Annotated in this window: 14 protein-coding genes; 8 read left to right on the top strand and 6 right to left on the bottom strand. The window is 62.2% G+C overall.

Translation table 11 applies throughout. The annotated features are described in order from the left end of the window. Window positions 1–254: 254 nt before the first annotated feature. Entirely contained in the window at window positions 255–785 is a 531-nt protein-coding gene (locus HMPREF9153_RS03685; protein WP_004809555.1) for a Dps family protein, read from the bottom strand. A gap of 177 nt (window positions 786–962) precedes the next feature. Between HMPREF9153_RS03685 and HMPREF9153_RS03680 the strand changes: the two genes are divergently transcribed. Continuing rightward, window positions 963–1,640 (top strand): bifunctional 4-hydroxy-2-oxoglutarate aldolase/2-dehydro-3-deoxy-phosphogluconate aldolase, encoded by a 678-nt coding sequence (locus tag HMPREF9153_RS03680; protein WP_004809552.1) that lies wholly within the window; start codon window positions 963–965, stop codon window positions 1,638–1,640. A 34-nt stretch (window positions 1,641–1,674) separates the two neighbouring features. On the opposite strand, the gene HMPREF9153_RS03675 is transcribed toward HMPREF9153_RS03680, so the two are convergent. Beyond that, entirely contained in the window at window positions 1,675–2,760 is a 1,086-nt protein-coding gene (locus tag HMPREF9153_RS03675) for a hypothetical protein (protein WP_004809551.1), read from the bottom strand. Window positions 2,761–2,856: 96 nt separating this feature from the next. Here HMPREF9153_RS03675 and pgi point away from each other — a divergent pair, with 96 nt between their 5' ends. After that, window positions 2,857–4,539 (top strand): glucose-6-phosphate isomerase, encoded by a 1,683-nt coding sequence (pgi, locus tag HMPREF9153_RS03670; protein ID WP_004809549.1) that lies wholly within the window; start codon window positions 2,857–2,859, stop codon window positions 4,537–4,539. Between the two features lie 488 nt (window positions 4,540–5,027). Further along, window positions 5,028–5,657, top strand: coding sequence for a SanA/YdcF family protein (locus HMPREF9153_RS03665; RefSeq protein ID WP_004809548.1), 630 nt, complete (start codon window positions 5,028–5,030; stop codon window positions 5,655–5,657). Between the two features lie 103 nt (window positions 5,658–5,760). On the opposite strand, the gene HMPREF9153_RS03660 is transcribed toward HMPREF9153_RS03665, so the two are convergent. After that, window positions 5,761–6,582 (bottom strand): aldo/keto reductase, encoded by an 822-nt coding sequence (locus HMPREF9153_RS03660; RefSeq protein ID WP_004809545.1) that lies wholly within the window; start codon window positions 6,580–6,582, stop codon window positions 5,761–5,763. A gap of 156 nt (window positions 6,583–6,738) precedes the next feature. Between HMPREF9153_RS03660 and argS the strand changes: the two genes are divergently transcribed. Continuing rightward, window positions 6,739–8,409 (top strand): arginine--tRNA ligase, encoded by a 1,671-nt coding sequence (gene argS / locus HMPREF9153_RS03655; RefSeq protein WP_004809543.1) that lies wholly within the window; start codon window positions 6,739–6,741, stop codon window positions 8,407–8,409. 147 nt (window positions 8,410–8,556) lie between these two features. Here argS and HMPREF9153_RS03650 read toward each other — a convergent pair whose 3' ends face one another. The 3 genes from HMPREF9153_RS03650 to HMPREF9153_RS03640 all read right to left on the bottom strand — a co-directional run bounded on the left by HMPREF9153_RS03650 (window position 8,557) and on the right by HMPREF9153_RS03640 (window position 11,956). Continuing rightward, window positions 8,557–9,081 carry a hypothetical protein gene (locus tag HMPREF9153_RS03650; RefSeq protein WP_004809541.1) on the bottom strand — a complete coding sequence of 175 codons (525 nt, stop codon included), beginning with the start codon at window positions 9,079–9,081 and terminating at the stop codon, window positions 8,557–8,559. A gap of 480 nt (window positions 9,082–9,561) precedes the next feature. After that, window positions 9,562–9,843, bottom strand: a complete 282-nt coding sequence (locus tag HMPREF9153_RS03645) for a hypothetical protein (RefSeq protein WP_004809539.1) — start codon at window positions 9,841–9,843, stop codon at window positions 9,562–9,564. A gap of 151 nt (window positions 9,844–9,994) precedes the next feature. Then, the gene (locus HMPREF9153_RS03640; RefSeq protein WP_023032016.1) at window positions 9,995–11,956 is read right to left on the bottom strand and encodes a serine/threonine-protein kinase; all 1,962 of its coding nucleotides are present in this window, start codon (window positions 11,954–11,956) and stop codon (window positions 9,995–9,997) included. A gap of 275 nt (window positions 11,957–12,231) precedes the next feature. On the opposite strand from HMPREF9153_RS03640, the gene HMPREF9153_RS03635 reads away from it, so the two are divergent. The 4 genes from HMPREF9153_RS03635 to HMPREF9153_RS12315 all read left to right on the top strand — a co-directional run. Next, entirely contained in the window at window positions 12,232–14,994 is a 2,763-nt protein-coding gene (locus HMPREF9153_RS03635; protein ID WP_036979581.1) for a hypothetical protein, read from the top strand. Beyond that, on the top strand, window positions 14,991–16,265 hold the full coding sequence (locus HMPREF9153_RS03630) for a hypothetical protein (protein WP_004809534.1): 1,275 nt from the start codon (window positions 14,991–14,993) through the stop codon (window positions 16,263–16,265). The genes HMPREF9153_RS03635 and HMPREF9153_RS03630 overlap by 4 nt, the downstream gene beginning before the upstream one ends. Window positions 16,266–16,329: 64 nt before the next feature. Continuing rightward, window positions 16,330–20,631 (top strand): type VII secretion EssC family protein, encoded by a 4,302-nt coding sequence (locus tag HMPREF9153_RS03625; RefSeq protein ID WP_004809532.1) that lies wholly within the window; start codon window positions 16,330–16,332, stop codon window positions 20,629–20,631. A 104-nt stretch (window positions 20,632–20,735) separates the two neighbouring features. Further along, on the top strand, window positions 20,736–26,556 hold a 5,821-nt coding region (locus HMPREF9153_RS12315), incomplete at its 3' end, for a polymorphic toxin-type HINT domain-containing protein (RefSeq protein WP_004809529.1).

Here is a 26,556-nt window from a genome sequence, read left to right as displayed (position 1 = left end):
GTCTCCTCGTATCGGGGCGGCCAGAACGGTTTCCAATGTAGTGGTGGGCTCGGACGTGACCGGTGTTGGTCGTGTTCGCCCGTGGTTGATTGGCTATTGCTGTCGTCCCAGCTGCGCCAGCTGTGTCTCACCCGCATGGATGGCCAGGACCGCTGATTCACACCCCCACATGACACACATCACCGCGGGCCCCGAGATCATTTCGGGGCCCGCGGTGTGTTGAACGATGGATTGTCTGGAAGAGAACCGACGAATCAGCGCGCGGACGGGGTGCGGGTCTCGGCGCTGATGAACCAGGCCTGCTGCTCGAGCTGTTGGATGAAGCCGTGCAGGATGTCGGCAGAGGTGGGATCCTCCTCGTCAATCTGGTCGTGGACCTCGCGCATGGTGCCGGTCACGGCCTCGATCGAAGCGGTGATGACCTTGATTGCGTCATGGGTCAGGACCTCTCCCTGGGGGGACTCAGGAAGGGTGGTGCTGGCAGCGACCACGGCGGGACGGCCGTCCGGGGAAGCGTGGAGCGCACGCATGCGCTCGGCCACCTCGTCGGCACCCTCGCGGGCGATCCCGACGACTTCGTCAAGGTTCAGGTGGAGGTCACGGAAGTTCGGGCCGACGATGTTCCAGTGGGCATGTTTGCCGACCAACTCCAGCGCGATGAAGTCGACGAGAACCTTCTGGAGGTTCGCGGAGAGGGTCTTGGAGGCCTTGAAGCCGGCCTCGGCGTTCTCGAGCTTGGTGGTGATCTGCCCGGCGGGGGCTGGAACGTTCACGGTGTCAGCCATGCGAAATCTCCTTCGTTCGTGGTGACCGAGTGACGGCCACCGGCGTACATGTGGGGAACAGTCACCGAACTTCAGTTATTCCACAGTGGACGAAAACCTGTCGGTACACCTGGACTCCAGGTGTCCTGTCGGGCGGTGGGCGCCGGGCCGACGCCCACATGCGGCATGATGTGACCCATGAGCGCAGAGACTGACGAGTCTGGTCCCATCGATGCCCCCAGCGATGGTCGGCTGGTGTTCCCGAACGAGGTGCTGTCGTCCAAGGTCATCGCTGTTCTGCCCGACGTTCCGGCATCGGATCTCATGGCCCCGATCGAGGCCATGATTCAGGAGAAGGTTCGCGTCTTCACCCTCCCCGTCGCCGACGCAGACCGCCGTCGCGCCGTGCTCAAGATCTACCGTCGTCGTGCCGTCATTGGTGTTCATGGCGTCATGGCCGTCGACGACGTCCAGGGCCTGGTTAATGACAAGGTTGCCTTCGCCCTCCCGGTGGCCGCCACTCCCGACCTGCTCGACGCCTTGCATCAAGCTGGCATCCCAGCCGCCCCTGACGCCCTGACGCCCACTGAGGTCCGGGCCGCATGGGGTGCCGGAGCCGATGCCGTCCAGGTCGCCCCGGCTGACATGGGTTCTGCCAGTTACGGCGACATCCTCACCCGGATGGCACCCGGGGCTGCCCTCATCCCGCGCGGCGGAATCGGGTCCTATGCGATGCGTCGCTGGCTGGCAGCTGGTGCCCTGGCGGTCTGCCTGGACGACGTCCTCGTCGGGGATGCCTGCGAGGACGGAGTCGTCTCGGCGCTGCGAGAGCGCTGCCGTTCGGTTCTGCAGGTTGTCGCCGACGCGGACGCCTGATTCGTCTGACGCCTTGAGAACCCCGAGACGGCACTCATCCTCGGCGTCGGTCTGACTGATCCCAGTCCTCGAAGAGGGAATCGGCATCGTCATTGGTTTCAGGACGGCCCTTGTCCCGTCTGCCGTGATGGCGAGTGATTGATCCGACGAGAACCCCGAGTACTAGGACGCCGAGAACCGCTGCGAAGATCAGTAGTGGCTTGCGCCCGCCGAAGGAATCCAGAAGGCTGCGCTGGGCGACGGGGACTGGACTGGTGGACATCTGCGGAATCCGGCCGTCCTGCGACTCCCCGCTCTCGTCGGGAGTGGGAGCCGGTGTGAGGGACGGGGTTGGGGAGGCAGATGACGGTGTCGGAGTTGGAGTGGGGCTGGGGGTTGGAGTGGGCGTCGATGCCTTCACCTGAACCGTCAAGGTCTTCTGAGAGGTCCCATAACGGGAGTCGACGAGCTTGACTGTGATCGTGAAAGGCCCATTCGACACATCCAACGGCACCTGGATTGTGGCCTGGAAGTTGCCGTGCGGATCGGTGGGAGTGGTGAGAGCGGCATCGCCGTCATTGCCGAGCCAGATCGCCACCTGGCTGTCGGTGACGGGATGACGATGTGAAAGGGTCACCGTCCCGTTGACGTTGAGCAACACTCCGGGAGCCGCCACCGTCGGTTTCACAGCCGCTGTCAGGACGGTGACCTGCGGGGTGATCGAAAAGGTGCCGCGCGCCGATGCTGCCCCGACCCCTCCAGTACCATCGAACGTCGCGGACAGCTCATGGTCCCCGCCTTGGACCGAGGACGGAAGCCGCAAGGTACTGGACCAGGTGCCGTTGTTGTCCGTCACCGCGACGGCGAGCAGCTTCCCATCCACCGCAAGATTGATGAGAGCACCTGAAACCAGTTGTCCGGTCTGGGTACGCAGGGTTCCCTTGGTCTTCACGGTGTCTGAGCGGTCGAGGGTCGCGCTCATCGACAGGTCGCCGGGTGGGGTGGCTCCCGGAGGAACGGCGTAGGCCGTTGACGTCGACCAGGGTGTTTGTATCGGACATGCCGATGGGGTCAGCATCGACATCATGGAGGCGACGAGAACCGACGTCAGGGCCAGAGCCCGACAATGCTTCGCGGTCACGCGTCCTCCTTCGGTCGATCGCGAACATGATAGGCGAGACCTCCTGATGACAGGCGGCGATGACACGGGTTCCACCCCATCTCCTAGGCTGGGAACATGCAGACTCCCATTGATGCCACGAGGACTCCCGCTTGGGGAAAGCTCACTGATCTGAGGTCCACCTTCGCCGACGGGCCGCACAAGCTGCGCCGGTTGTTCGACGCTGATCCGAAGCGTGCCGAGCGCTACACCCTCGACCTGGCCGACTTGCACGTCGACCTGTCCAAGAATCTCCTCACGGACGAGATTCGTGACGCCCTTCTCGACTTGGCCGACCAGACCAAGGTTGCTGAGCGTCGCGACGCCATGTACTCCGGAGAGCACATCAACGTCACCGAGGACCGCGCCGTCCTCCACACCGCCTTGCGTCGCCCGGAGTCCGACTCCCTCACCGTTGACGGTGGGGACGCCGTCGTCGACGTCCACGAGGTCCTCAAGAAGGTCTACGACTTCGCCGACAAGGTCCGTTCCGGGGAGTGGAAGGGAGTCACGGGCAAGCCGATCCGCACCGTCATCAACGTTGGCATCGGTGGTTCCGATCTCGGCCCCGTGATGGCCTACGAGGCCCTCAAACCCTACGTCCAGGAGGGTCTGGAGTGCCGCTTCATCTCCAACATCGATCCGACGGATGCCGCCGTCAAGACTGCTGGCCTCGACCCCGAGACCACCCTGGTCATCATCGCCTCCAAGACCTTCACCACCCTCGAGACCCTGACCAACGCCCGGTGCGTGCGTGCCTGGCTGCTTGACGGTCTGGTCGCCGCCGGTGCCATCGAGGACACCGAGGAGGCCCGTCGCGTAGCTGTCGCCAAGCATTTCGTTGCTGTCTCGACCGCTCTGGACAAGGTCGAGGAGTTCGGCATCGACCCCGTCAACGCGTTCGGGTTCTGGAGCTGGGTCGGCGGCCGCTACTCGGTCGATTCGGCCGTCGGCACCTCGCTGGCCGTGGCCATCGGCCCGAAGGGATTCGAGGAGTTCCTGGCTGGCTTCCACGCCGTCGATGAGCACTTCGCCGCTGCCGCACCGGAGCGAAACGTCCCGCTGCTCATGGGCATGTTGAACATCTGGTACGTCAACTTCTGGAAGGCCGACTCGCACGCCGTGCTGCCGTACGCCCAGTACCTGCACCGTTTCCCGGCGTACTTGCAGCAGCTGACCATGGAGTCCAACGGCAAGTCGGTGCGTTGGGACGGCTCGGCGGTGACCACAGATACTGGCGAGATCTTCTGGGGTGAGCCGGGAACCAACGGCCAGCACGCCTTCTATCAGCTCATCCACCAGGGCACCCGCCTCATCCCCGCCGACTTCATCGCGGTGGCCAACCCGGCTCACCCGGCCAGGGATGGCGAGACCGATGTCCACGAGCTGTTCCTGAGCAACTTCTTCGCCCAGACCGCTGCGTTGGCGTTCGGTAAGACTGCTGGTGAGGTGCGCGCCGAGGGCACCGACGAGGCCATTGTGCCAGCGCGGGTCTTCCCTGGAGACCGTCCGACGACGTCGATCATGGCCTCCGAGCTGTCCCCGAAGGTCCTCGGAGAGCTCATCGCTTTGTACGAGCACATCACCTTCGTGCAGGGTGTCGTGTGGGGTATCGATTCCTTCGACCAGTGGGGTGTCGAGCTCGGCAAGAAGCTCGCCCTCCAGATCGCCCCGGCCGTTTCCGGTGACGAGAAGGCCCTGGAGTCCCAGGATTCCTCCACGGCCTCCCTGGTGACCTGGTACCGGGATCATCGGCGGTGATCACTGCGGGGTGGTGTTTGGCGGCAGGGATACCGTCAAACACCACCCTAAGAAACGCTGTACCTTCGTATAGGTCGTGAACGTTTCGTTCGATTTCTGGATCTCTCTGTAAAAGACTTTAACGCAACAGCTAAGCTTACATAATAGGGCGAACTAGATCGTCGTATGTTTATGAAAATTACTGCTGGGTTGCTAGCTGAAGAGAAGGTCTAGCGCGTGGATGTATTATTGATGTCGAGTGAGTCTTGGGTTATCTCGATATTGATCGTCGCCGTCGTTATTCTTGTGGTCATTATTGGCCTTCTAGTGGCCATCCTCCGCAAAGGCGATAAGCGGTAGGGATAGCGACAGAGTTTTGGATAGGCGACGTGGTGCTGTGGTGACTTCTTTGTGCTTTCACGCACCATTGCAGTCGCTGGACGCCGCGAGTGAAACACGGGTTATACAGTGGGAGTGTGAGTTCGTACCGCCGACACCCGATTCGCACTGTGATCGTGTCGACATGCATTGCTGCCCTTGTTGCACTGTTGGGACCTTGGGCGCTGGCTGGGGCGCTGTCATACGGCAAGGTTCATGACGTCGCTGACACCGAACCGCGCGACGTCGCCATTGTCCTCGGTGCCCAAGTCCTGCCCTCGGGTACCCCGTCGGCCTATCTGCGAGGACGCCTCGACGTTGCTGCGGATCTCTACCGCAGCGGCAAGGCCAAGGTCATCCTGGTGTCGGGAGACAACCGAGAGACTCACTACAACGAGCCCAAGGTGATGAAGACGTACCTCGTCAGCAAGGGAGTTCCGGCGGCCAGGATCGTCGAGGACTTCGCTGGTCTCGACACCTACGACACCTGTGTTCGGGCTCGACGGATCTTCGGGGTCGACCGGGCCATCATGGTGACGCAGGACTACCACGAGATCCGTACCGTCGCGACGTGCCGGATGACCGGTCTGGATGCCACTGGCACCCCTGACCGCTCCCAGATTCACGACAAGGTGTGGTGGAAGGGATGGGCCCGCGAGTTCGGGGCGCGCGGAAAGATGATCATCGACGTCGTCTCCCACCGCGACCCGGTCCTGGGCAAGCCCGAGGACGGTGTGGAGAAAGCCCTCAAGGCAGCCTGACGCGGAACCGTCACATGCGGAACCGCCGCGCTGATAGGTCTACCAACGACAACGACGCGGGGATGAATCGTTCCCGCGTCGTCATGTTCCGTGTCGTGGCGGATCAGAAATCGGCGGTAGCCGGGTCCCCGCCAATGCGGTTGCCACGATCCAGACCGTCGATCGCGGCGATCTGATCGTCAGACAGCTCGAAGTCGAAGACGTCGAAGTTCTCGACGATGCGCGACGGGGTCACCGACTTCGGGAACACGATGTTGCCGATCTGCAGGTGCCATCGGATGACGACCTGAGCCGGGGACTTACCGGTCGCCCTGGAGATGTCGGCGAGCACCGGGGTGTCGAGGTCCTTCGACTGGCCGAGCGGGCTCCACGCCTCTGGGTTGATGCCGCGGTCAGCTAGCACCTTGCGGAAGCTCGCCTGGTTGAAGGACGGGTGCATCTCGATCTGGTCGACGCTCGGGGTGGCTCCCTCGATGGCGTCCAGGTGCTCGGTCTTGAAGTTGGAGACGCCGATGGAACGGGTCAGTCCCTCGGACTTGAACTCCTGCAGGGCATTCCAGGCCTCCACGTAGGCGTCACCGTACTTGACGTTGGCCGGCCAGTGGATGAGGTACAGATCGACGTGATCGAGGCCGAGCTTGGACAGGCTGGTCTCGATGGCCTTGCGGGCGTCGTCGGCGTGGTGGGCGTCATTCCACAGCTTGGTAGTGACGAAGAGGTCCTTGCGATCCAGGCCAGAGGCGGCGAGAGCACGACCAACCCCCTCCTCGTTGCCGTAGATGGCGGCAGTGTCGATGTGACGGAAACCGGCCTCCAGGGCGGTGCTGACAGCCTTTTCAGCCTCGTCGGCGGGAACCTGCCAGGTGCCGAAGCCGAGCTGGGGGATGGTAATTCCGTCGTTGAGGGTGATGGTGGGAACGCTCATGATCCTCCTTGCGATTCGGTGCTCGCGTGCTTGGTCACCAGGGACAACGTAGGAACCGTCTCATCTGTTCCCCGGCGCCACCGCCCATGCTGACCCCTCTCCAAGCCGCCTCGCGCCGGGTGGAGAAGCTGATCGACGCCGTGGGAGAATAGCGCTATGTCGTCTCTTCCTACTCAGCTCGCTGCCCGGATCCAGGCCGTCACCGGCACTGATCCTCAGTTGCGCCCCGCTACGAAGCCACAGTTCGGGCATTTCCAGTCCAACGTCGCACTGCGGCTGGCCAAGGAGGAAGGACGCCCGCCTCGCGACGTCGCTGCCGATATCGTCGCCAAGCTCGATGTCGAGGACCTGTGCGAGACCCCTGACATTGCCGGCCCGGGGTTCATCAACCTGCGTCTGCGTTCCGACGTGCTGGCCCGCGTCGCATCCGATCTCATCACCGACCCTGACGTCGGTATTGCCCAGGTTGAGCAGCCGCAGCGCGTCGTCATTGATTACTCGGCCCCCAACGTCGCCAAGCAGATGCACGTCGGTCACCTGCGTTCGACCATCATTGGTGACTGCTTCAACCGGGTGCTCAGCTCTCAGGGCCACACCGTCATCCCGCAGAACCACCTGGGTGACTGGGGCACCCAGTTCGGCATGCTCGTCGAGTACATCGTCGAGAACCGGATGGACGTCTCCGAGTTCGACCTGCCCGAGGTCGAGCAGCTCTACAAGGATTCCAAGAAGACGTTCGACGCCGATCCCGAGTTTGCTGATCGTGCCCGTCGTCGCGTCGTCAAGCTGCAGGGTGGCGACGAGGAGACCCTGCGCATCTGGCGCACCCTCATTGACGTTTCTCTAGAAGGGTTCAACGTCAACTACGCCCGCCTGTCGGTGTTGCTAACTGACGAGGACCTCGCCGGTGAATCCACCTACAACGACGACCTGCCGAGGGTTGTCGACGAGCTTGAGGCCGACGGCCTGGCTGTCGAGGACAACGGTGCCCTGTGCGTTTTCGTCGAGGGCCAGGACGCCCCGATGATCGTCCGAAAGAACGACGGCGGTTTTGGTTACGACGCCACCGACCTTGCGGCCATCCGTCGCCGGGTCGGCAAGCTCAAGGCCGATCGCATCATCTACGTCACCGACGTCCGTCAGAGCCACCACTTCGAGGTGCTGTTCAAGGTCGCTCGGATGGCTGAGTTCCTGCCCGACGATGTCGAGGCCCAGCACGTTGGCTACGGGATGGTTCTTGGCCCCGACGGTCGTCCGTTCAAGACTCGCGACGGGGGAACGGTCAGCCTGGCCAGTCTGCTCGACGAGGCTGAGACCCACGCTGCGCCGAATATCGCCTTGGCCGCCATCAAGTACGCCGACTTGTCGACCGGGTTGCAGAAGGACTACGTGTTCGACGCCGAGCGTATGGTGCAGACCACTGGTGATACCGGCCCGTACTTGCAGTACGCCCACGCCCGCGTCTCCCAGATCCTGCGCAAGGCGGCTGCCGAGGCGAACCCGAACGTCGACCCCGAGGCCGACCTGGAGTCCATGGTGTGGGGTCGCATCAGCGTTCTCGACGAGCCGGCCGAGCAGCAGCTGGCCCTGCTGTTGTCGCGCTTTGGTGAGGTTGTCGAGGTCGTCGCCAACGACCTGACCCCGCACAAGTTGTGCACCTACCTCTACGAGCTGGCTGGCGCCTATTCAGTCTTCTACGAGCAGTGTCCGGTGCTTCGTAGTACCGGTGAGGTGCGCGGGTCCCGCCTGGCTCTGTGCGCCGCCACCCGTCGAGTCTTGGGGCGCGGTCTGGACTTGTTGGGTATTGACGCTCCCGACCGAATGTGATCATTGTACGTTCTGACGATGTGAATGCCGCGGCCCATTGTGGCCGCGGCATTCACGTTTGCGGTGCGGTGGGAAAAGGTATGTATTGCGCGGTATATGGGCTTTTCACAGATGAGGGTGTCGAGGCCTTCAATCCGCGAGTACCTGCTAGTCCTCCTCGGGGCGAGCGAAGAACACTCCCTCCGCTGTGGTACGTATGACCCGCGCCGCCCGCACAAAATCTGGATACGAATCATATATGTCTCGACGCGCATAGTTCACCGCTGACACAAGAGCATCGTCGTCAATCATCGGCTCCGCTTTCGCGTTCCCGCAGTTGACATACTCAGGCGAAAAAATGCGACAGGCCATCTCTGTCATCATCATGGCCACATCCTCATCATTCTCGTCCACATTGGCCGGTGATCTCCCCATTGCCACAAGGCGAAACAAATTCTTCTGCTTGGCGTACTCATCCGCGCTGACGTCCACGCGGAGATGACCCTGCGGGGCCCAGATAGAGGCGATACCCCCGTCGGCCACGAGACTTCGGACCAACTCATGCTCGGTAGCCGATTGTGTGGCTAACGCCGCCCGTTTCGAGTCTGCGGTGAATCGCCATTCGCTCAACTCAGGATAAAAACCACCCACCTGGCTACACCACTCAACCACGCGCGCAGCAACATCCTCCATCCCTGGAGAAGATGGCCGCCAAGCACACTCTAGTGACCACATCAAAGATCATCTCCTTTTCACGGAAACGTGATTATCGAATACAAGGATATGACTGATCTTAATCTTCATAGGAACCAACCGACGCGCCGCCTCAGCAGCCGTCAGCCCGGCCTGCGATCTGCAGCTCATAGGCGCGAGAATCCGCGGGTCGATATTGCGAGTGCAATGGTGGATAACGCCCGCAGTATTGGGTGGGCATACTCGATCAAGTCGCGCATAGGAGTTGAGCCCTCACACTGTTCCCAGGGGGTAGTGTGAGGGCTCAGCTACGCAAGGTCCATCTCATCGTCGGGCTTGGAACTCCTTGTACGGCAGAGCACGTGTCCATCCGTGATTGGCGCCAGACGTACAGGCGGTCCAAGGGCCGATGATGGGCAATAACAAAAGGCGTCGACGGTCCAGCGGGCCGCCGACGCCGAGTAGAGTGAGGTGCGTCGCTCAGGCGCCGCCGCCAGCAGTGAAGATGTCGCGAGAGATCTTCTCCAACTGGGCACGCAACTCCTCGAGTTCCTGCTGGGCCTTGTCAAGGGCGGACTTGGTCTGCGGCCACGTCTCTGAGCGGAACTGCTGGGCCAGGGGGCCGTCCCAGACATTCGGCTGGCTCAGGATCTGGCCCTGGACGTCGAGCGCCTGGATCTGGTCGTTGAGACCACCCTGGATGATTCTCTGGATCTGGCTGATGGCCGACTTGGCCTCTTCCGTAGAAAGAACTCGGGACATTCTTTGCTCCTGGGTTAGATGGCCGTGGGGCCGGGGCTAATGATGTACGTCTAGCGGAGGGCCTACCCGGTAGGAAAGCCAACTGCGTGAGACAAGCAGGACGTTATCAGGGAGATGGTTCAACCGGTTCGCCTTCCCCAATAACTACCCGTTAGCCGCCTCGAGGGACGATCGCAAACTCAGGCGACGTGAGGTCAGTGAAGTTACCCACGCTGGCTCGCACCGTACACTTGGGATTCGGGTTGACCGCTGTGACGACGAGGCCATCGGCGGAGACGTTGACAGCCCCGCCACATCCATCCACAAATCGAACAGTGTTCTCGCCGCCCACCGTCTGGAGCATCGTCGAGGCCTCCCCCATTGCGGGACTGCGATAGAGCACGTTCAACTGGTCAGGTCCGCTCGGCCACACAGGCACTAGACTGATGCGGATCGTCTCGCCTCCAACCGCGCGCTTCGGGACGATCAATTGGATATCAGTGAGGCGCTGGACAGGGTAGGCCACCGACTTGGTTTCCGCGTCAGTGATCGCTTTCTGCGTAGCCGTAGCCTGATCATCGAGCCACTTTTGGAGGTCCTGAGCTGAGCCATTCTCCGGTAGGATCACCGCCTTCACGGTGACGCTGGCCCCTTTATGGATGGTGAGATCATCGATACTCCAGCCGCACGTGGCCTGGATGCCAGTAGTTGACGCCTTGTGGGGGGTCGCCTTGACATCTCCCTGCCATGACAGGGTCGGGCAGGGCTTGCCCTGTTCTAAAGGTCCGATGACTTGGAGAATCGGTCCGTGCAGTTCAGCCTTCTGAGCGGAGAAGGTAAAAGTGAGGACGGCCCCACCAGATTCATTGGACTCAGCGGACCGCTGCACGGTCAGGCCGCTGGGTAGCGTGGTATCGACGGAAGCCGCCTTCGCGCTGACCGTGTTGGTCGGCTTGTCGCCATGATTGTTCATGGTCATTGACAGCCACACAAGACCACCTACCACCAGCACAGTCCCGAGAATCACGCTGATGAGTTGCTGTGGCTTCTTGTACCAAGGGGCTTCGTTGTCCTCGAGTACCAGGGCGGGTTCTGGCTGGTCAGCGATGGGCTCCGGCGCTCGGGTTGGGGTCATAGACCGAAGCATCGTTGCACCCTCGGCGCGTCCGACATCGGGTGCCTCTCCCATTGTGATGGGCGCATGCGACTCAGCGGGCCGCTCCGTGACGATGCCACGAACTGCGGTTGCTGGCCGTTCTTCCATCACGAAGTCTTCGGGGCCACTTATCGGCGTTAGCGCAGGTTGGTTCTGGCAGTGGGCCGAAGCGTTCCGCAGCGCCGCCGCAGCCTGACTGGCGGTGGGACGGTTGGCGGGCGCCTTGTCAAGGAGCCCGGTAAGAAGAGACGCCACCTCCTCAGAAACCGGCAAGGGCGGCACGAGGGCACTCACATGCCGGTATGCGACGGCAAAGTCTGTTCCGGGCCCGGCGAATGGGGTGCGACCCCCCAGTAACTCGTAGAGCATGACGCCAGCCGCGTAGACGTCTGCTGCTGCGCCACCTTCGCCCGTCGTTATCATCTCAGGTGCCATGTACTCCGGCGTCCCGAGGAGGCCTGTGGTAGTGCGAACACGAGCAGTCAGGATGCTAGCAATACCAAAGTCGCTGACCTTGATTGCGTCGCCGGGGAGATCTTCCCAGCCCTTCTCCAACAGCACGTTGTCCGGCTTGATGTCGCGATGAATTATGCCTTGAGCGTGAGCTGCTGCCATGGCGTCAAAGACCTGCGACATGACAACCAGAGCGAGTGCCGGGGGAAGGGTTCGACGATGCTGTAGAACATCGCGCAGGGAGCCGCCGTCCATGTAATCCATCACGATGGCCAACTGCTCGCCCTCGACGACAAGGTCGTGGATCGCGACGACGTTCGGGTGATGAAGGTTCATGAGCAGCGAGCGTTCTCGGACAAAGCGCTCAACCAACTTAGGGTCCTGCGCATGTTCGCGGTGTAAGAGTTTCGCCGCCAACACCTCGCCAGTGCGGGCGTCTTGGGCTAGCCGTACCTCACCAGCCGCACCACGGCCCAGTGTGTCCCCGAGGCGGTAGTTGGCCCCCAAAGGGGCAGTGAACTCCATGTTCTTCATCCTCACGATGCCGATGCCGGCCCGAAATCCTGTCGCGCCTCAGACTATCGTGTGGCGGTGAACCTCCAGGGCCTATGCTTTAGCGGGGATTTTGGCATCTGGAAGGGACCGGTATGACTTCACAGGACTCTGGACGATCATCGCTACGCAGCAGACTTGTCGCAGGTGCTGTAGCAATCGCGTTGATGGCCGCAGGTACTGGGTGCGGTGCCAAGGATGTGGGTCAAGGGCCGGTCCACAGAGTCCTGCAGTCAGTTGAGGTGGGAATGGGGCCTGATGCGTCGATCCAGACCATCGGCAGCACCACCGTGTCGGTTGCCGATGATCCTGCCAAGGCCAACACGGTAAAAACGTCCTTCCCTCCACGCGAGGTCGTAGGTGACCTGCCAATACGCGTTCAGACCGCCTATCGAACGAAGGATAGGTCGGGCACCAACCTTGACGAACTCAAGGGCTACAGTGGCCGAGTCGAGATTGATCTGGCCGTAGAGAACCTCACTGTCAAACCCCGCGAGGTCGCCTACGACGTCGCAGGCGTCCGTAAAACCCGTACTGCACTCATTGGCGCTCCAATGACAGTTGTCGCTTCCACTGTCTTGAACAACACTCCTGCGGGTGGCGTTGTCACAGGTGACCTCACCGACGCCAAAGTTACAAACGGGCTTCTTAGCCGCAACTCGCGGGGAATGGCCACCGTGCAGTGGGCGACCATCCTGGCGCCGCCACAGTTGAATGCCAACGCCACTCTGCGCATGGTCGCCGACGTCAAGGACTTTGAGACCCCCACCTTCAACGTTTCGGTCCAGCCTGGCCTAATCACTGATCCTTCTGTCGCCTCTCTGCTCGACTCGTCGTTTAATCAGGACACCGGTTCCGAGATTGAGTTGCAACGCAAGACCATCGAACTCATCGGCCAGGTCAATGAAGTTCTGGCGCGCTCGTCTAAGACCATCGGCGATGTTCGCTCTAATCTTGATGCCTCGTCCAAGACACTGGGCGACAAGTCCATCGCCGAGTTGAACAGGTCGACGACGTCTGTCGCGGCATCGGTCAAGTACCTTGACCAGCAACTCAAGAGCCTCAATCAGCAGTTGTCTACGACTCTCAATAGCAGCCGCTCTATGCTGCTCTCCAAGATGCAGTCGACGGTGGCCATGATGGACGCCATGCTCGGCGATACGACAGCTACGCCGCCCACCCCGAGTGTCGACTCGAAGGGCTGCGCGTCGACCGTGGCAACTCCTCACGCCGCCACGAGCGTCTACGGCAACCTCATGCAGGTTTCTAGCCAGTTGAACGGCTATGCGACCGCAACTGATCAATGCCGGGCGCAGGTGGTCAGACAACTGTTGCTGACCGTCGGTCCGGCTACCCCGACTGTGGAGCAGTGCATGGACCCTCGTGCGTCGGGCTCGGTCACGTGTGACCTGCGCATGACCCAAATGACGATGGACAACTCGCTGCTCAAGATCAACGAGGAGGGGCAGAAACTCGTCGCTAGCCTGGACCCAACGGCCGTAAATGATGCGATAACCGGCTTTCAAGAACTTAACAGTGGTGTGAAGGACTTGGAGAGCCTCGCTGGTCATGGTGGAGTAATGGATGGTCACTACGCTGAAGCGTTGTACGACCTTCGAACCGCGAAAGGCCGCATTGAGGATGGCATGACTACCCTCCACCGCCACGCCGAAGGTCAAAAGTCCGACGTGGATGTGGCATTGGCAAGGCTGCGAGCCCAGAGGACCGAGATCGCCGACCCCGCCACCGGCATGCTGGCTCAAATGGAGGCCATCGCCGACGGCGTCTGCGAGTTGGGGCCCACTGCCAGCCTAACGAGCAGCCCCAGCGCCTCGGCGTCGGCCACCCCGGACCCCTCGGCTAGCCCTGATCCGACCCCAGCTCCGACAACCCCAATCCCGACTCCGACAACCCCAACCCCGGCTCCGGCAGCCCCCTCTGCCCCCTACACGCGCGACCAGTTGCGCGCGATGTCGACAGGGACGACGTGCACTGGCCGGAGGACCCGCGCGTCCCAGCGCCCGGCCAAGTGGAAGGCCACCGATGACATGCGGACGCGCTTGACCGATCAGCTGGCAGGGATTGATGCGGCCATTAGCCTGCTCGAGAAGCAGTCTGCAGCATGGCAAGAGGTCATCAACTGGACTGTGGTAGATGCTCCGGATGACGATCCCACCACTTATCACGCCTTTAACCTCGGCATCAAGTGGATCGACGATGGCATCGCTGCGTTGAAAGAAGGCCATACCTTCAGCGATTCGTATAGTCAGGAACTGAAGGCGGCGGTTGCCAGCCTGGCTGAAGGCCGGGATCACATGGGCCCCCGTCTGACGGCGCTCCAGGCGCAACAGGAAGGTCTGAGCGCCGCAATTACGGAAGGCTTCAGTCGCGCCACGGCAAACGCACGCACGGACCTTGCCAAGTCCATGACCCAGACTCAGCGACGCGTGGTCGAGGACACCTTGGTTGATGCATCAGGCGTCAGCAGCATGTTCGTTGCGTCGGTTAAGGGCCTCAACTCCGCCAGCGTGACTATCTCCCGCAACGGAACAAAGAGTATTAGGGAGGAAGACGCCCAACTGGCTGGATCCAGTGCCAAGTTGGGAGAAGCCATTGACGAGATGGTCGAAACCAATCTGGCTGACATCGCGTCAAGTTTCTCGCGTTCTTCGCGTGACTTGTCTGGCGCTGGTGCTCTACTTCAGGCTGACCTGAACAAGGTGTTGCTGGACCTCGGCGATCGCAAGGTCAAGGGTCGCGGTCTGCTCGGTGCCATGGCTACTAGTTCAGCCAAGGTCGGCTCTGCCGACTACCAGTTAGCCATGGCCTCGGGGGCGGCGACGGAGTATGCCTCGGTGCGAGGCCGCGACATCGATACACTTCTGTTGCGTCAGGCCCAGTTGAAGGCGGCTACGGAGTCTCAGGGCGAGCTTCCCGCATTCCGTGCCAAGGTTCCTGCTGGCGCCGACGCCCAAACGGTTTACAACTTCACGATCGGACCCACCAAGTGAGTAAGCGTCTTTACGCCCTTCTCATCGCAGCAGCAGTTCTTGTTGTCGCCGTAACCGGTTGGGGGGTGTGGAGCATGCAGCACCGGGAAAAGCCGCAACCACCGGCCGCTTCAGTACCTGTTCAGTTGCATGCCGACGTGCCGAAGGACACGAGCATTGCGCTGATCTTGACGCTGTCCTCTGATCCCGGGCAAGGCAGCGAGTGGCGCGATGCTGCCGCTGGCGCCGAAGTTGCCATCCATCGGTTCGCGATGTCGGGGACAAAGATCAGTCTGACGGTTTTCGACGATCACGGGACCGCGTCAGGCTCGGCGGAGGCTGTCGCGAAGGCTCGCAAGGCCCGCGTCAGCGGCATCGTATATGCATCAACCGGCGATCATCTCCTTGCGGGTGTGAAGGCTGCGGCTCACAGCGGCACCCCAGTGCTCTTGCCGTACTACTCCGATGTAGCGTCGTTGCCGACCGGCGCGTGGAGCACCGGGCCGAGTGACGAGGACATCGCTGCGGTGATGGCCAACTTGATCACGCAGCAAAAGTTGGATCCTCTGCTGACTATCAATGCCGGCGGGAAGATCCCGCAGGGGATCGAGGGTGCCCGAATGCTGCCGCTCGACCCGAAGATCGACCGCAGCGTTTCTGCCAAGGTCCTATCAAAGACTCTCGGCCGGAGTAAGCCGCAGGGGATCGTCGCTGCGGGCCCGGCTCTCACGTTGGGCCAGACCGTCGCACTAATCCAGGGCGTCGGCTCCCACGTTCCCGTCGTGCTGACGCCTGAGGCGCTTAGCCCCGGCTTCTACCAGGGGCTTGTGAAGGCCAATGGCACTGCTTCCACCGAGCTCTTCTCCGTCGGAGCGGCGAGCGGTGACGCACAGAGCCTGGGCACCGACGAAGCGGCCCGATCCATGTCAGCTTATCTCGCCGGACTGCGTCTGCTGGCTGCCGACCCCGGTGCCAAGAACCCGGTAGGGGATGACTCCTTCAGCACTGTCGCCGCAGTAGCCGATAGCCGTAGCCACGACGCCGTCGTGGCGTTGGTTCGCGCAGTGGAGAAGGCACAGGTGAAGGACTCTGGGGCAGTGTCGGCCAGTCTTGCCAACATGACCGTTGGATATGACCAGGGAATTACTGGGAGCCCGCTGGACTTCACGCGCCCGGCGGCGTTCCCGAAGGACCGCGTAGTTCCCCTCAGTTCCGGACAAGACACACTTGGGCTACGGCCAGCTCCGGCGTCGGGGGTGGCTCCGCTTGTGTGGTTCCCTGCTCGGCCATAGCGTTCGTAAGCGTCCCTCGGGGTCGAGCTCCACCATCTCTGACAACCATGTAGAAGGAGTAGGCGTGCGCCTTCAGTTCAATCTCGACTCAGTCCAGCGCGACCTAGATGTGGCTCGCTTCTCCGCGAAGGCTACCCTGGCTGACTTGGTCGAGAATGTGACCGGCACACGTCCGGCTGCGGATAGTACTCTGTGGCTTGACGACCGAGAGGTCCGCGCCGACAGTTTGCTTGCTCGGCTGGAGTTGCTCGATGGCATGCGTATCTCTCGCGAACCCTTGCGTCCGGCGCTTCCTCTGAAGGGGTGGAGTATCACCCAGGCTGGAGGCATGGAGGCTGGCAGTGTCTTGCAGCTTCCCGTTGACCGACCGTTGGCCATCGGCCGTTCTCCTCATGCCGACCTCTCGATCGCTTCCGCCAGCGTTTCATGGGATCACGTCCACATCCAGCGTGACGATGTTGGTCTTCGAGTCATCGATCAGGGTTCTACGAACGGCACCTTTGCGTATTCCTCGGAGGCCGACGGACTTAAGGTGGACTCATCCGCAGGGCAGTCTGTCGCCGTCGATACCACGTTGGCCGTGGGCGGCTCGACCCTGCTGTTGCGCGAGAGCCTTCAGGAGAATCCCGCGCCGCGCGCTGGATCGCTGCACAATGTCACCCCAGCAGGTACGGCGCCGTTTAACCGGCCTCCGCGCCCTGGCCAGCCTCCACGGCCGGATCCGATTGTCTGCCCCGAGCCCAAGGAAATCCCTGACGGCGCAAAGTTCAACATCATTGCGGTGGTCGTGCCGCTGGTCATGGCGGTCGCCATGGTCGTGGTGATGAAAAACCCCATGTACGCCATGTTTGCGGTTCTGAGCCCGGTGATGGCCGTCGGCTCGTGGTATGAGCAGAAGTCGCGCCGTAAGCAGGAACGCAAGTCTGAGGACAAGCGCTTTGCGCTCGCCCTCGAGACGCTGCGTCGGGACCTGGCCAAGGCTGCATCCGAAGAAGCCGCGCGGCGGCGCGTCGAGTGCCCAGACCCAGCGACGACACTTCGTGTTGCGGCGATCCCCACCACCCAGTTGTGGCAGCGTCGCTTTGGTGCCCACGACTTCCTTAGTCTCCACGCAGGGATGGGCGCTGTGCCATGGGATCCGCCCGTTGAACGCTCTGGGGCAGGCAGGCCTGATGAGCGAGTTCGCAAGGTCATTGCGGCCAGCATGATTCCGTGCTCGCCTGTCGAGGTCAACCTCAGCGACGCCGGAGTCGTCGGCATCGTCGGCGACCGTGACGGAGCTCTCGCTCTTGCACGCAGCCTCGTGTGCCAAGCCGCGGTTCATTCTGGCCCGGCTGATGTCACGATCGGCGTCTTCTGCGACCAGGGCCGTGAAACCGATTGGGAGTGGACAACATGGCTGCCGCACACGCGGCGCCTCGGCAACGCCTCGGCTGATCGCTGGTTTTCGCACGCTCGCCAGCGTTCCAACGAAATGCTGCGTGGCTTGCGTGACGAGATCCAATCCCATCCGACGATGTCGGTATTGCTTGTCCTCGACTCCGATGTCCTCACGGAGGGCCGCGAGTCTCCCGCCCGATCGCTGCTGGGGTTTGGGCGTCATATGAATAAGCAGGCTTCTTCCGCACGTGAGATGTCCCGGGAGGTTTCGGGGATTGTTATCGCAGCGGCGGAAGATCAACTTCCTGCGGCCTGTACGGTCGTCGTGACTGTGGCTGATGACGCAGCCGCGACAGTGACCCGCCCGGATGATCTCAAGAAGGTCGACGACGTGGTCCTCGCAGGTGTGACCTTGGAACGCGCCCAGCGCTGCGCCCTCGACCTTGCGCGTTTTGAAGACCCTGAACTCAAGACTCCGGGTGCCGCCCTACCCAGCCTGGTGCGACTACCGCCCCTCATCGACCTGGAGGCCCCGACGGCCGGCAAGATCCTCCACGCCTGGGAGACTTCCCGGGGAGTATCCACCCCGGTGGGGGTTGGCGAGAACGGCGTCTACAGCCTCGATATCGTCAAGGACGGCCCGCATGGTCTGGTTGGCGGAACGACGGGTTCCGGCAAGTCGGAGTTCCTTCGATCAATGGTAGCTGGCCTGGCAGCCTGCAACGCGCCGACGAAACTCACCTTCATCTTAATCGACTTCAAGGGCGGTGCGGCCTTCGCTGCCTGTGAGCGCCTGCCGCACACCATCGGAACGATCTCCAACCTCGACGAGCAGTTGGCCAACCGTGCCTTACGGGCCCTTGAAGCTGAAATGGAATATCGCCAGCGACTTTTCGCTGCGGCTGGCGAGGGAGTCGACAACCTCGACGCTTACATCCGGGCTAAGCCTTCAGAGCCGCTTCCGCGCCTTCTGCTCGTCGTCGACGAGTTCGCCATGCTGGCCAAGGATTTTCCGGAAGTACTGAGTTCACTGGTGCGCGTCGCCACGGTCGGGCGAACTCTGGGCGTCCACATGATCCTTGCCACTCAGCGCCCTGCCGGGGTTGTCAACGACGACATCCTCGCTAACACCAACCTTCGCGTAGCACTGCGTGTGCAAAGCCGCGAGGACTCTAACAACGTTATCGGTGTTCCCGACGCTGCCGCTATCGCCAATGCGCAGAAGGGGCGCGCATACGTAAAGCTCGGCCAGGACGACATCACTCCGGTCCAGACCGCCTTGGTTACAGGTGCGGCGCAGAAAGACCAGGACAACGCGATCGAGATCCAAGAGCTACGCGACGGTGTGCCGATCCCCAACCCTCCCAAGCCCACGCGCAAGGACGCTAAGTCCGATCTGGACTTGCTGATCGACGCGATTGTCGAGGCGAACGAGAAAGCTGGCTACGCCCCACCGCGGCCCGTGTGGCCCGAGGCGCTGGGTGAACGAGTCGATCTAGCAGGCTTTGAGACAGGGCCAATTGAGGGACGCCCGCCCCTCCTAACGGCGGGCGAGGTCGTTGGAGAGCAGGTCAACTTCGCGGTCTCCGACGACCCGGACCGCCAGCGCCAGATCCCTGGTGGTTGGGATATGGCCGGTGGAAACCTCATGCTGGTCGGGATCCCGGGGTTTGGCACTACGACGGCCTGCGCGACAGTCGCGCTGACCTTGGCGCAGCATTACGCCCCGAAGGATCTTGACCTGATCGTGCTCGACATGGGTGCCCGCGACCTCGAGCCCCTTGAGAAGTTGCCCCATACGTCGGCCTATGTCGGCTCCGGAGCAGGCGGACGTGAGAAGCAGATGCGCCTCCTGCGCTTCCTCCGGCAGGAGCTTGAGACCCGTCGGGCCACCTCGGGGCCGTACCGGCGCATGGTTGTCATCATCGACGGGTTGGCCGCCCTGCGTGACGAGTACCAAGATTTCGAAGGCATGGCTCTGCTGGAGGGGATGTACCGCGCCTACGCTGACGGCCCAGATCTCAACATGCACTTTGTCATCACGACCAGCCGGGCACGCGCTATCCCTTCCGCCATCGACGAGGTCACCACTCAGAAGTGGATGTTCCGCCTAGCTGACCCCTATGACTACAGCACAGGTGGCCTGAAACCCGCTGAGGCCCCGTCGCCGGTTCCCGGCCGCTGCGTGCCTAGTGTGACCAAGCTGCAGACGCACGTCGCAACCCCTTCTGTTCCGCTGTCTGACGCGGTGGCAGTCATTGCGAACCGCTGGGGCGCACCCAATAAGGAGCAGGTGGTTCGGGAACTGCCCGACCACGTCAGCGTGACTGAACTAGACGCGGTAGCGCACTTGGGCGATGAGCCCTGGCGGATCCCTATCGGTCTCCGGGAAGCAGACATGGCCCCGCAGTATCTCGAGCTCTACGAAGGTGAGCACATGCTCATCGCCGGCCCCGCTCGATCGGGCAAGTCGACATTGCTGATGGGCCTTGCCGAGTCGCTGCGTACGAGCGCGGTGGCAGAAGGGACCGACCTGGCTGTGTGGGGTATCGGCTCCAAGCGTTCCCCCATCGCTTCTTCCGATCTTGACAACGTGGCGGTTGGCCCCGACGAGATTCCGGCGCTGGTGGCGGCCGCGCGTATGCGGACAGCGCCGTTAGTCCTGCTCATCGATGACGCCGAGCGCTTCGACGATGCAGATCAATCCATCACGGACCTGGTGGGATCAAATCTGCCGCACGTCCATGTGATCGCCGCGGGACGTTCAGACGACTTGCGTAGTCTGTACTCGCATTGGACGAAGGTCGTGCGTAAGTCTCGTTGCGGGGTCTTGCTGGTCCCCAATCGTGACTACGATGGTGAACTCTTGGGCATCACGGTCCCACGCTCGGCCCCGGTGCGGATCAGTTCTGGCCGAGGCTACGCATGCATGGGCGGCCAGGGGGCACTTATCCAGGCGATGTCGCCTACCGGCAGCACCTTCTGACATCGATAACCTCAGGGAAAGCCTGCTGGCGTGAGCTTCTGAGGCGTTAGATTGCTTCCTGGTATTTCGTCAACACTCTAGTGTCCCACCCGAGAGGCTGAACCATGGCCAATTCCGACGACTACGATCTCGACAAGTTGTCCGGCATGTCGCCCGTCGCCTATGACTTTGGCGTCGCGTCTGAGACTCGCTCGGTGCTGCGTGCTGCCGCATCGGCGCTCCGCGGCCAGCGGGGGGCACGGGCAGCTGCGCGTAACAAGGGTTCTGAGGGCTTCGAAGGGTATTACGCAGAACTTTTCGAGGCCAACGGGACCCAGCAGTTGAATGACCTCGACGAGATCGCTAGCAACCTCGACGATGCGGCTACTAAAATCGATACCTTAGATCAGGCGGCCCGCGACGAAAACAAGCGCCGTGCCGACGCCGCCGCTTGGGCGCAGCGTCGCAAGGACCGAGGCGACTTTGCCCAGTTCTTCACTGATGTTCTCCACACTGACGACATGCCTGAGCCTAACTTCTCTGAGAAGCTGGACGGTCCAACGGCCTGGGCGCCGGCTACGCCGCCGCCGCCGCGAAAGGCGCTTGAGGGTCAACGTAGTGCATATGGGACATCTGCGGGTAACACCGACAATTTGCAGTCCTTTAGCAGGCAGACTGCCAGCCTGAATGACTCGATGCTTCCCCACCCGGGGAAGGTAGATGCGGCGCTGGCCGCCTTTGCACGATCCTGCTCGTGGGTGACTTTTGATGCTTCTAGTGTCGCCGCCGCTCTTACCGCGTGGAACAAGGCGAACGTTGACGAGATCACGTGGGCCGACAGGGTGCGCGAGCTTTTTGTGAATGCTGGCGGCACGGGCATGGCGGTGCCCAATAGTGCGCTGGATGCGGCTCTGCAGGCTAGCGGCATCTCGTCGTCTCGCGACGACATCGTCGTCGATCCTCCCACCGCTATGGGTGGCCAGCCGACGTCGGGGTTTGCTGATGATCCGGTTAATGCGGCGACGGGGAATTTTGTTGAGCCGCAGGTGGATTTGGGTTTCACTGGTGGGTCGGCGACCCTTGAGTGGGGCCGTGTGTATAACTCTATGTCGCAGGTGTGTGGGGCTTTTGGTCCTGGCTGGTCGAGCCTGGCTGAGTCTCGCTTGGTGGTTACGGACGAGTCGGCGCGTTGGGTCCAGGCTGACGGGCGTCATATCGTGTTTGGTCGCATGGGTGAGGGCTGGGGGCGCGCCCAGTGTGAGAATTTGTGGCTTGAGCAGCCGACTGGCATGGGTGGCGTGGCTTTCCTTATCCGTGACAATGATGGCGGGAGTTTCGCGTTCAGTCAGGCGGGTCGGCCGGTCTTCCAGGATCGGGGTCCTGGCTCGCGTGTTGCCTTCACTTATTCCGAGGATCGCCTCGTTCGCCTGGAGCATGAGTTCGGTCGGGCAGTCGAACTGGTGTGGAGCCAGGATGGTCGCCGCGTTGTCGAGGCATTGGCCAGTGATGGTCGCCGGGTCGGCTATGTCTACGATGAGCAGGAACGGCTGGTTGAGTCCACTGGTGATACCGCTACGCATCGGTACGAGTGGAACGAACAAGGCTTGATGTGCCGTGTCGTTGATGCTGATGGTGTGGTCGAGGTGGACAACACCTATGACGGGCAGGGCCGTGTTGTCACTCAGCGTTCCCCACATGGTCGCCTCTCGCGCTACTCCTATTTGGGGGGCCGGGTGACTGTGGTCTGTGACGAGGACGGTGCGCGCGCTAACACCTATGTCCACGATGGTAAGGGTCGCCTGGTCGGCGTCGTTGACGCTGAGGATCACCGCCAGTCGGCGTCGTGGGATCGCTTTGGTAATCAGGTCATGGTCACTGACCGTGAGGGTCGTACCGTGGTGCGTAGTTTTGACACTCGGGGACATGTCATCGCTGAGCAGACCGTGTCGGGTGCCCGCATCGAACAGGACTTTGACGAGCAGGACCGCCTCATCGAGGTCCGCGTCATCAACGACGATCAGGTTTCGGTGACCGAGATGGTCTATCAGGGCGATAACCGGAACCCGGTGCGTATCGTTGACCCGGTCGGCGGGGTCACGGTGCTGGAATGGGACGGTTCGCTGCTGACCAAGGTTGTTGATCCCACCGGTGTGACCTTGACGATGGGCTACGACGCCCACGGTGACCTGGTCTCTACTACGAATGCTGCGGGTCACACCGCACGGTTGGAGCGCGACGAACAGGGCCGGGTCGTGGCGGCGATCACGCCGCTGGGGCATACCACCCGTTACCGCTACGACGAGCGCGGCATGTGCGTCGAGCGCATCGACCCCGACGGCGCGGTGTGGCGTTTCGAATATTCCGCTGGTGGCCGGCTGTTGGCGACGGTCGATCCGCTGGGTGGGCGTGTGGAGGTTGAGCGTGACGAGGCTGGCGAGGAGTCGGCCACGATCGACGAGCTGGGACGGCGAGTGGAGCGTCGGGTTGACGATCTGGGTAACTTGACCAGGGTCGAGTTGCCGGATGGTTCGGCCTGGCAGTTCTCCTACGACGCGATGTCGCGGATGCAGTCCATGAAGGATGCTTCTGGTGGGGTGTGGCAGTTCTCCTACGACGCTGAGGGCACGTTGAAGGCCACCACCGATGCCACTGGCGGTGTGCGGCGCTATGAAACTAACCAGATGGCCCTGCCGACCGCCTACCTTGATGACGGCAAGCGCGAAGAGGCGGTCTATGATCGTCTCGGGCGCATGGTCTGCCATATCAACGCCGATGCCACGTCCACTAAGACCCGCTACGACCTGGCGGGTCTACCTGTCGAGATCATTGACGAGGCGGGCGGTGTCACCTCGATTGAGCGTGACCTTGCCGGTCGTCCTGTAGCCGTCACCCAGCCGATGGGCCAGACTTTCCGTTACGAGTACGACGAGTGTGGTCGCTGGGCTGCGACGATCTCGACTGGCGGTGACCGCTACGAGATGATCTACGACGCCGACGGTCGTATCGAGGGTGAGGTCTGGCCGACTGGTGAGCGCGTCACGACAACCTTCGACGAGTGTGGTCGTGCGGTGGCGCGTCGGGAGCCAGGGCGCGGCTTGACGCGGTTGAAGTACGACAAGCTGGGCCGGGTCGTGTGGTCGCAGGATTCCTGGTACGGCACGCGTCGCTTCCGCTACGACGCGGCGGGCCAGATGAGTGAGGTTGTTAACGCCGCCGGTGGTGTGACCCACTTCGCCTACGATGAGCTGGGCCGCATCGGCGAGGTCACCGATCCGATGGGCGGGGTGACCCGGCACACCTACGATCCGATGGGTCGTTTGCTGACCAGCACCGATCCGCTGGGGCGGGTCACGCGGTACTCCTACGATGCGGCTGGCCGCGTCACTCGGCGTGTTGATGGTGCGGGGGCGTCGATGTCGTGGGTCTACGATTCGGCTGGTCGCCAGGTCGAGGAGTGGGTCAATGACACGCTGCTGGCTGCCACCACCCGTGATTTCGTCGGTCGTACGACGACGATCGTGGAGGGTGATGCCCGCCACGAGTTGCGCTTCGATGTCCGCGGTAACCTGCTGTGGCGTGGTCGCGGCGACCAGGGGGTGCGCTGGGAGTATGACCAGAATAGTCGTCGTACCTGCATGATCCGCCCGAATGGGCAGTCCACGTCGTACGAGTATGATGCGAACAATCGGGTCAGCGCCTTCATCCAGGAGGGTCTGGGTCGGGTGGTCATCGACCGTGATTCGCTGGGACGCATCGTCAGCGTCTTCGCTGATGGGCTGTATGCCTCATGGGAGTACGCCGACGGTGCCGTGGTGCGCCAGCGGGTCGAGCGCAACGGCTTCATCAGCGAGTCGGTGATCACCCGTGACGAGAACGGTCGGGTCGTGGCAGACAAGACTGACGGCATCACGACTTTCTACTCCTACGACCAGACCGGTCAGCTGGTTCGGGCCCAGACCAGCGAGGGCTTGGTCACCACGTGGGAGTATGACGCTAACGGCCGGATGGTTGTCGAGGATGCGGCTGGGACGGTGTCGCGGTTCACCTATGATGCCGCCTCGCAGCTGGTGTCGGTGACCAATTCTGACGGCACGACCACCTACGCTTATGACGATGCCGGTCGTCGTGTGCGCGAGCAGGGGCCGGCAGGTGAGCGTCGTTTCACGTGGGATCCGCGTGGCTTCCTGGATTCGATCACGCAGATCAACCATGACGGCGACAAGGTCGCCGCGCAGACACAGCGGCTGTGGGTCGACGCGCTGGGTGAGCTTGCTCGCGTCGATCAGGACAGCGTGTGGTGGGACTCGTCGTCGTTCATGCCGACGCTGGTCCAGTACGGGGCGCGCTCGGTGGTTACCGAGGCTGGTGTCACTGGCATGGTCGATGGCCCTGACGCCTCGTGGCTTCCGCCGCAGTGGTCGGCGCGTGACCACGGCGGCAACCCGATGGATCCGTGGGCGGTCGCGACGAACGTGGGGGTGTCTGCTCAGGGGTCGTTGCTGGTCCAGGGCATGGAGTGGATGCAGGCGCGTGTCTATGATCCGGCCACGCGTGGGTTTTTGTCGACTGATCCGTTGCCGGGTGTGGCTGGTGCCGGCTGGTCGGGTAATCCGTATGCGTTTGCCGGTAATGATCCGGTTAATTTTTCTGACCCGTTAGGGCTTCGCCCGCTCACTGATGAAGATCTTAAGGGTTATCGCGATGCGGCCCGGTCTCCGTTGGCCAAGGCTGCGGATGCTGCTGGTGGCTGGTTGAAGAACAACTGGGAATACGTTGCTGGTGGCGCGATGGTTGCTGCCGGTGGTGTGCTCATGGCCACGGGTGTGGGCGGGCCGCTGGGCGGTGTCTTGCTGGGTGCTGGTATCGACACGATCGCGCAGAAAGCTACCACGGGGTCTGTCACGTGGGGCGAGGTTGCGGTCTCGGGTGCTGCCGGCCTGGTCGGTGGCGGGTTGGGGGCTGCAGCTGGCAAGTGGGCCGCCGGTAAGGCGGCGACGTGTCTGGGTAAGAACGTGGTTTCTGGTCTGACGGAAGGTGCTATCGACGGTGGTATCGGCCAGGCTGGGGCCTACTGGGCCGGCCCTGGCCCCCATACCCTGCGTGGCGGCCTCAAGGCTGTGGCGGTCGGTGCTGCTGGTGGGGGCCTGGTGGGTGGTGGCGCGGGTGCCCTGTCCACGGTGACCGATGTGTCCCGGCACGGCTGTTTCGTGGCCGGTACCCAGGTGTTGATGGCTGATGGCACCTCGAAGAACATCGAAGATGTTGTTGCCGGTGACATGGTCGCCGCGTACAACCCGGAAACGGGCCAGGCTGAGCCCGGTGAGGTCACTGACACCTACATTCATGACCAGGTCGCGACCTGGCAGGTGGCGACTGAGTCGGGCACGGTGACCACCACCGCCGTGCACCCGTTCTACGTCGATGGTAAGGGCTGGGTCGAGGCCCAGGATCTACGTGCCGGCGACCAGCTCTACGACGAGACTGGTAGTCTCGTGACGGTCGTGTCGATCCAGGCCACCGGCGAGATCGCCACGGTCTACAACGTCACAGTCAAAGACCTGCACAACTACTACGTAGCCGACGACAGCAGCTGGGTCCTAGCACACAACGGAACCGCTACCGGTTGTGGTCTCGGTGGGCCTGGGGAGTGGGGGCCATCGAAGAATCACGGCAGTGCGAATGCTCGAGCCTATGAGTTGCAGATCACGGGTCGGCCTGAAGGCTACTATGTCAATGGTGTCGAGTTTGACGGTTTCCAGAATGGAGAACTCCTTGATGCCAAGGGGCTCGGATATGCGAACCTAATACCCGCGAAGTGGAGTACGGCTGCTAAACAGCTCAGGGAAACGGCCCGGCGCCAGCTAAAGGCGGCGGGGTCAACGCCCATCCATTGGATATTTGCCGAAGAAGAGGCTGCTCGGGCGGCGCGTAAGATCATTTCTACGA

Origin of the sequence: Cutibacterium avidum ATCC 25577, from assembly GCF_000227295.1 — a bacterium.
In the GTDB taxonomy this organism is placed as follows: domain Bacteria; phylum Actinomycetota; class Actinomycetes; order Propionibacteriales; family Propionibacteriaceae; genus Cutibacterium; species Cutibacterium avidum.
This window is presented reverse-complemented; position numbering and strand designations above follow the sequence as displayed.

Excerpts from the sequence above, each read along its gene's own strand:
- HMPREF9153_RS03680 (WP_004809552.1), top strand. The coding sequence starts at position 963 with ATGAGCGCAGAGACTGACGAGTCTGGTCCCATCGATGCCCCCAGCGAT.
- argS (WP_004809543.1), top strand. The coding sequence starts at position 6,739 with ATGTCGTCTCTTCCTACTCAGCTCGCTGCCCGGATCCAGGCCGTCACC.
- HMPREF9153_RS03640 (WP_023032016.1), bottom strand. The coding sequence starts at position 11,956 with ATGGAGTTCACTGCCCCTTTGGGGGCCAACTACCGCCTCGGGGACACA.
- HMPREF9153_RS03650 (WP_004809541.1), bottom strand. The coding sequence starts at position 9,081 with ATGGAGGATGTTGCTGCGCGCGTGGTTGAGTGGTGTAGCCAGGTGGGT.
- HMPREF9153_RS03685 (WP_004809555.1), bottom strand. The coding sequence starts at position 785 with ATGGCTGACACCGTGAACGTTCCAGCCCCCGCCGGGCAGATCACCACC.
- pgi (WP_004809549.1), top strand. The coding sequence starts at position 2,857 with ATGCAGACTCCCATTGATGCCACGAGGACTCCCGCTTGGGGAAAGCTC.
- HMPREF9153_RS03645 (WP_004809539.1), bottom strand. The coding sequence starts at position 9,843 with ATGTCCCGAGTTCTTTCTACGGAAGAGGCCAAGTCGGCCATCAGCCAG.
- HMPREF9153_RS03635 (WP_036979581.1), top strand. The coding sequence starts at position 12,232 with ATGGGGCCTGATGCGTCGATCCAGACCATCGGCAGCACCACCGTGTCG.
- HMPREF9153_RS03660 (WP_004809545.1), bottom strand. The coding sequence starts at position 6,582 with ATGAGCGTTCCCACCATCACCCTCAACGACGGAATTACCATCCCCCAG.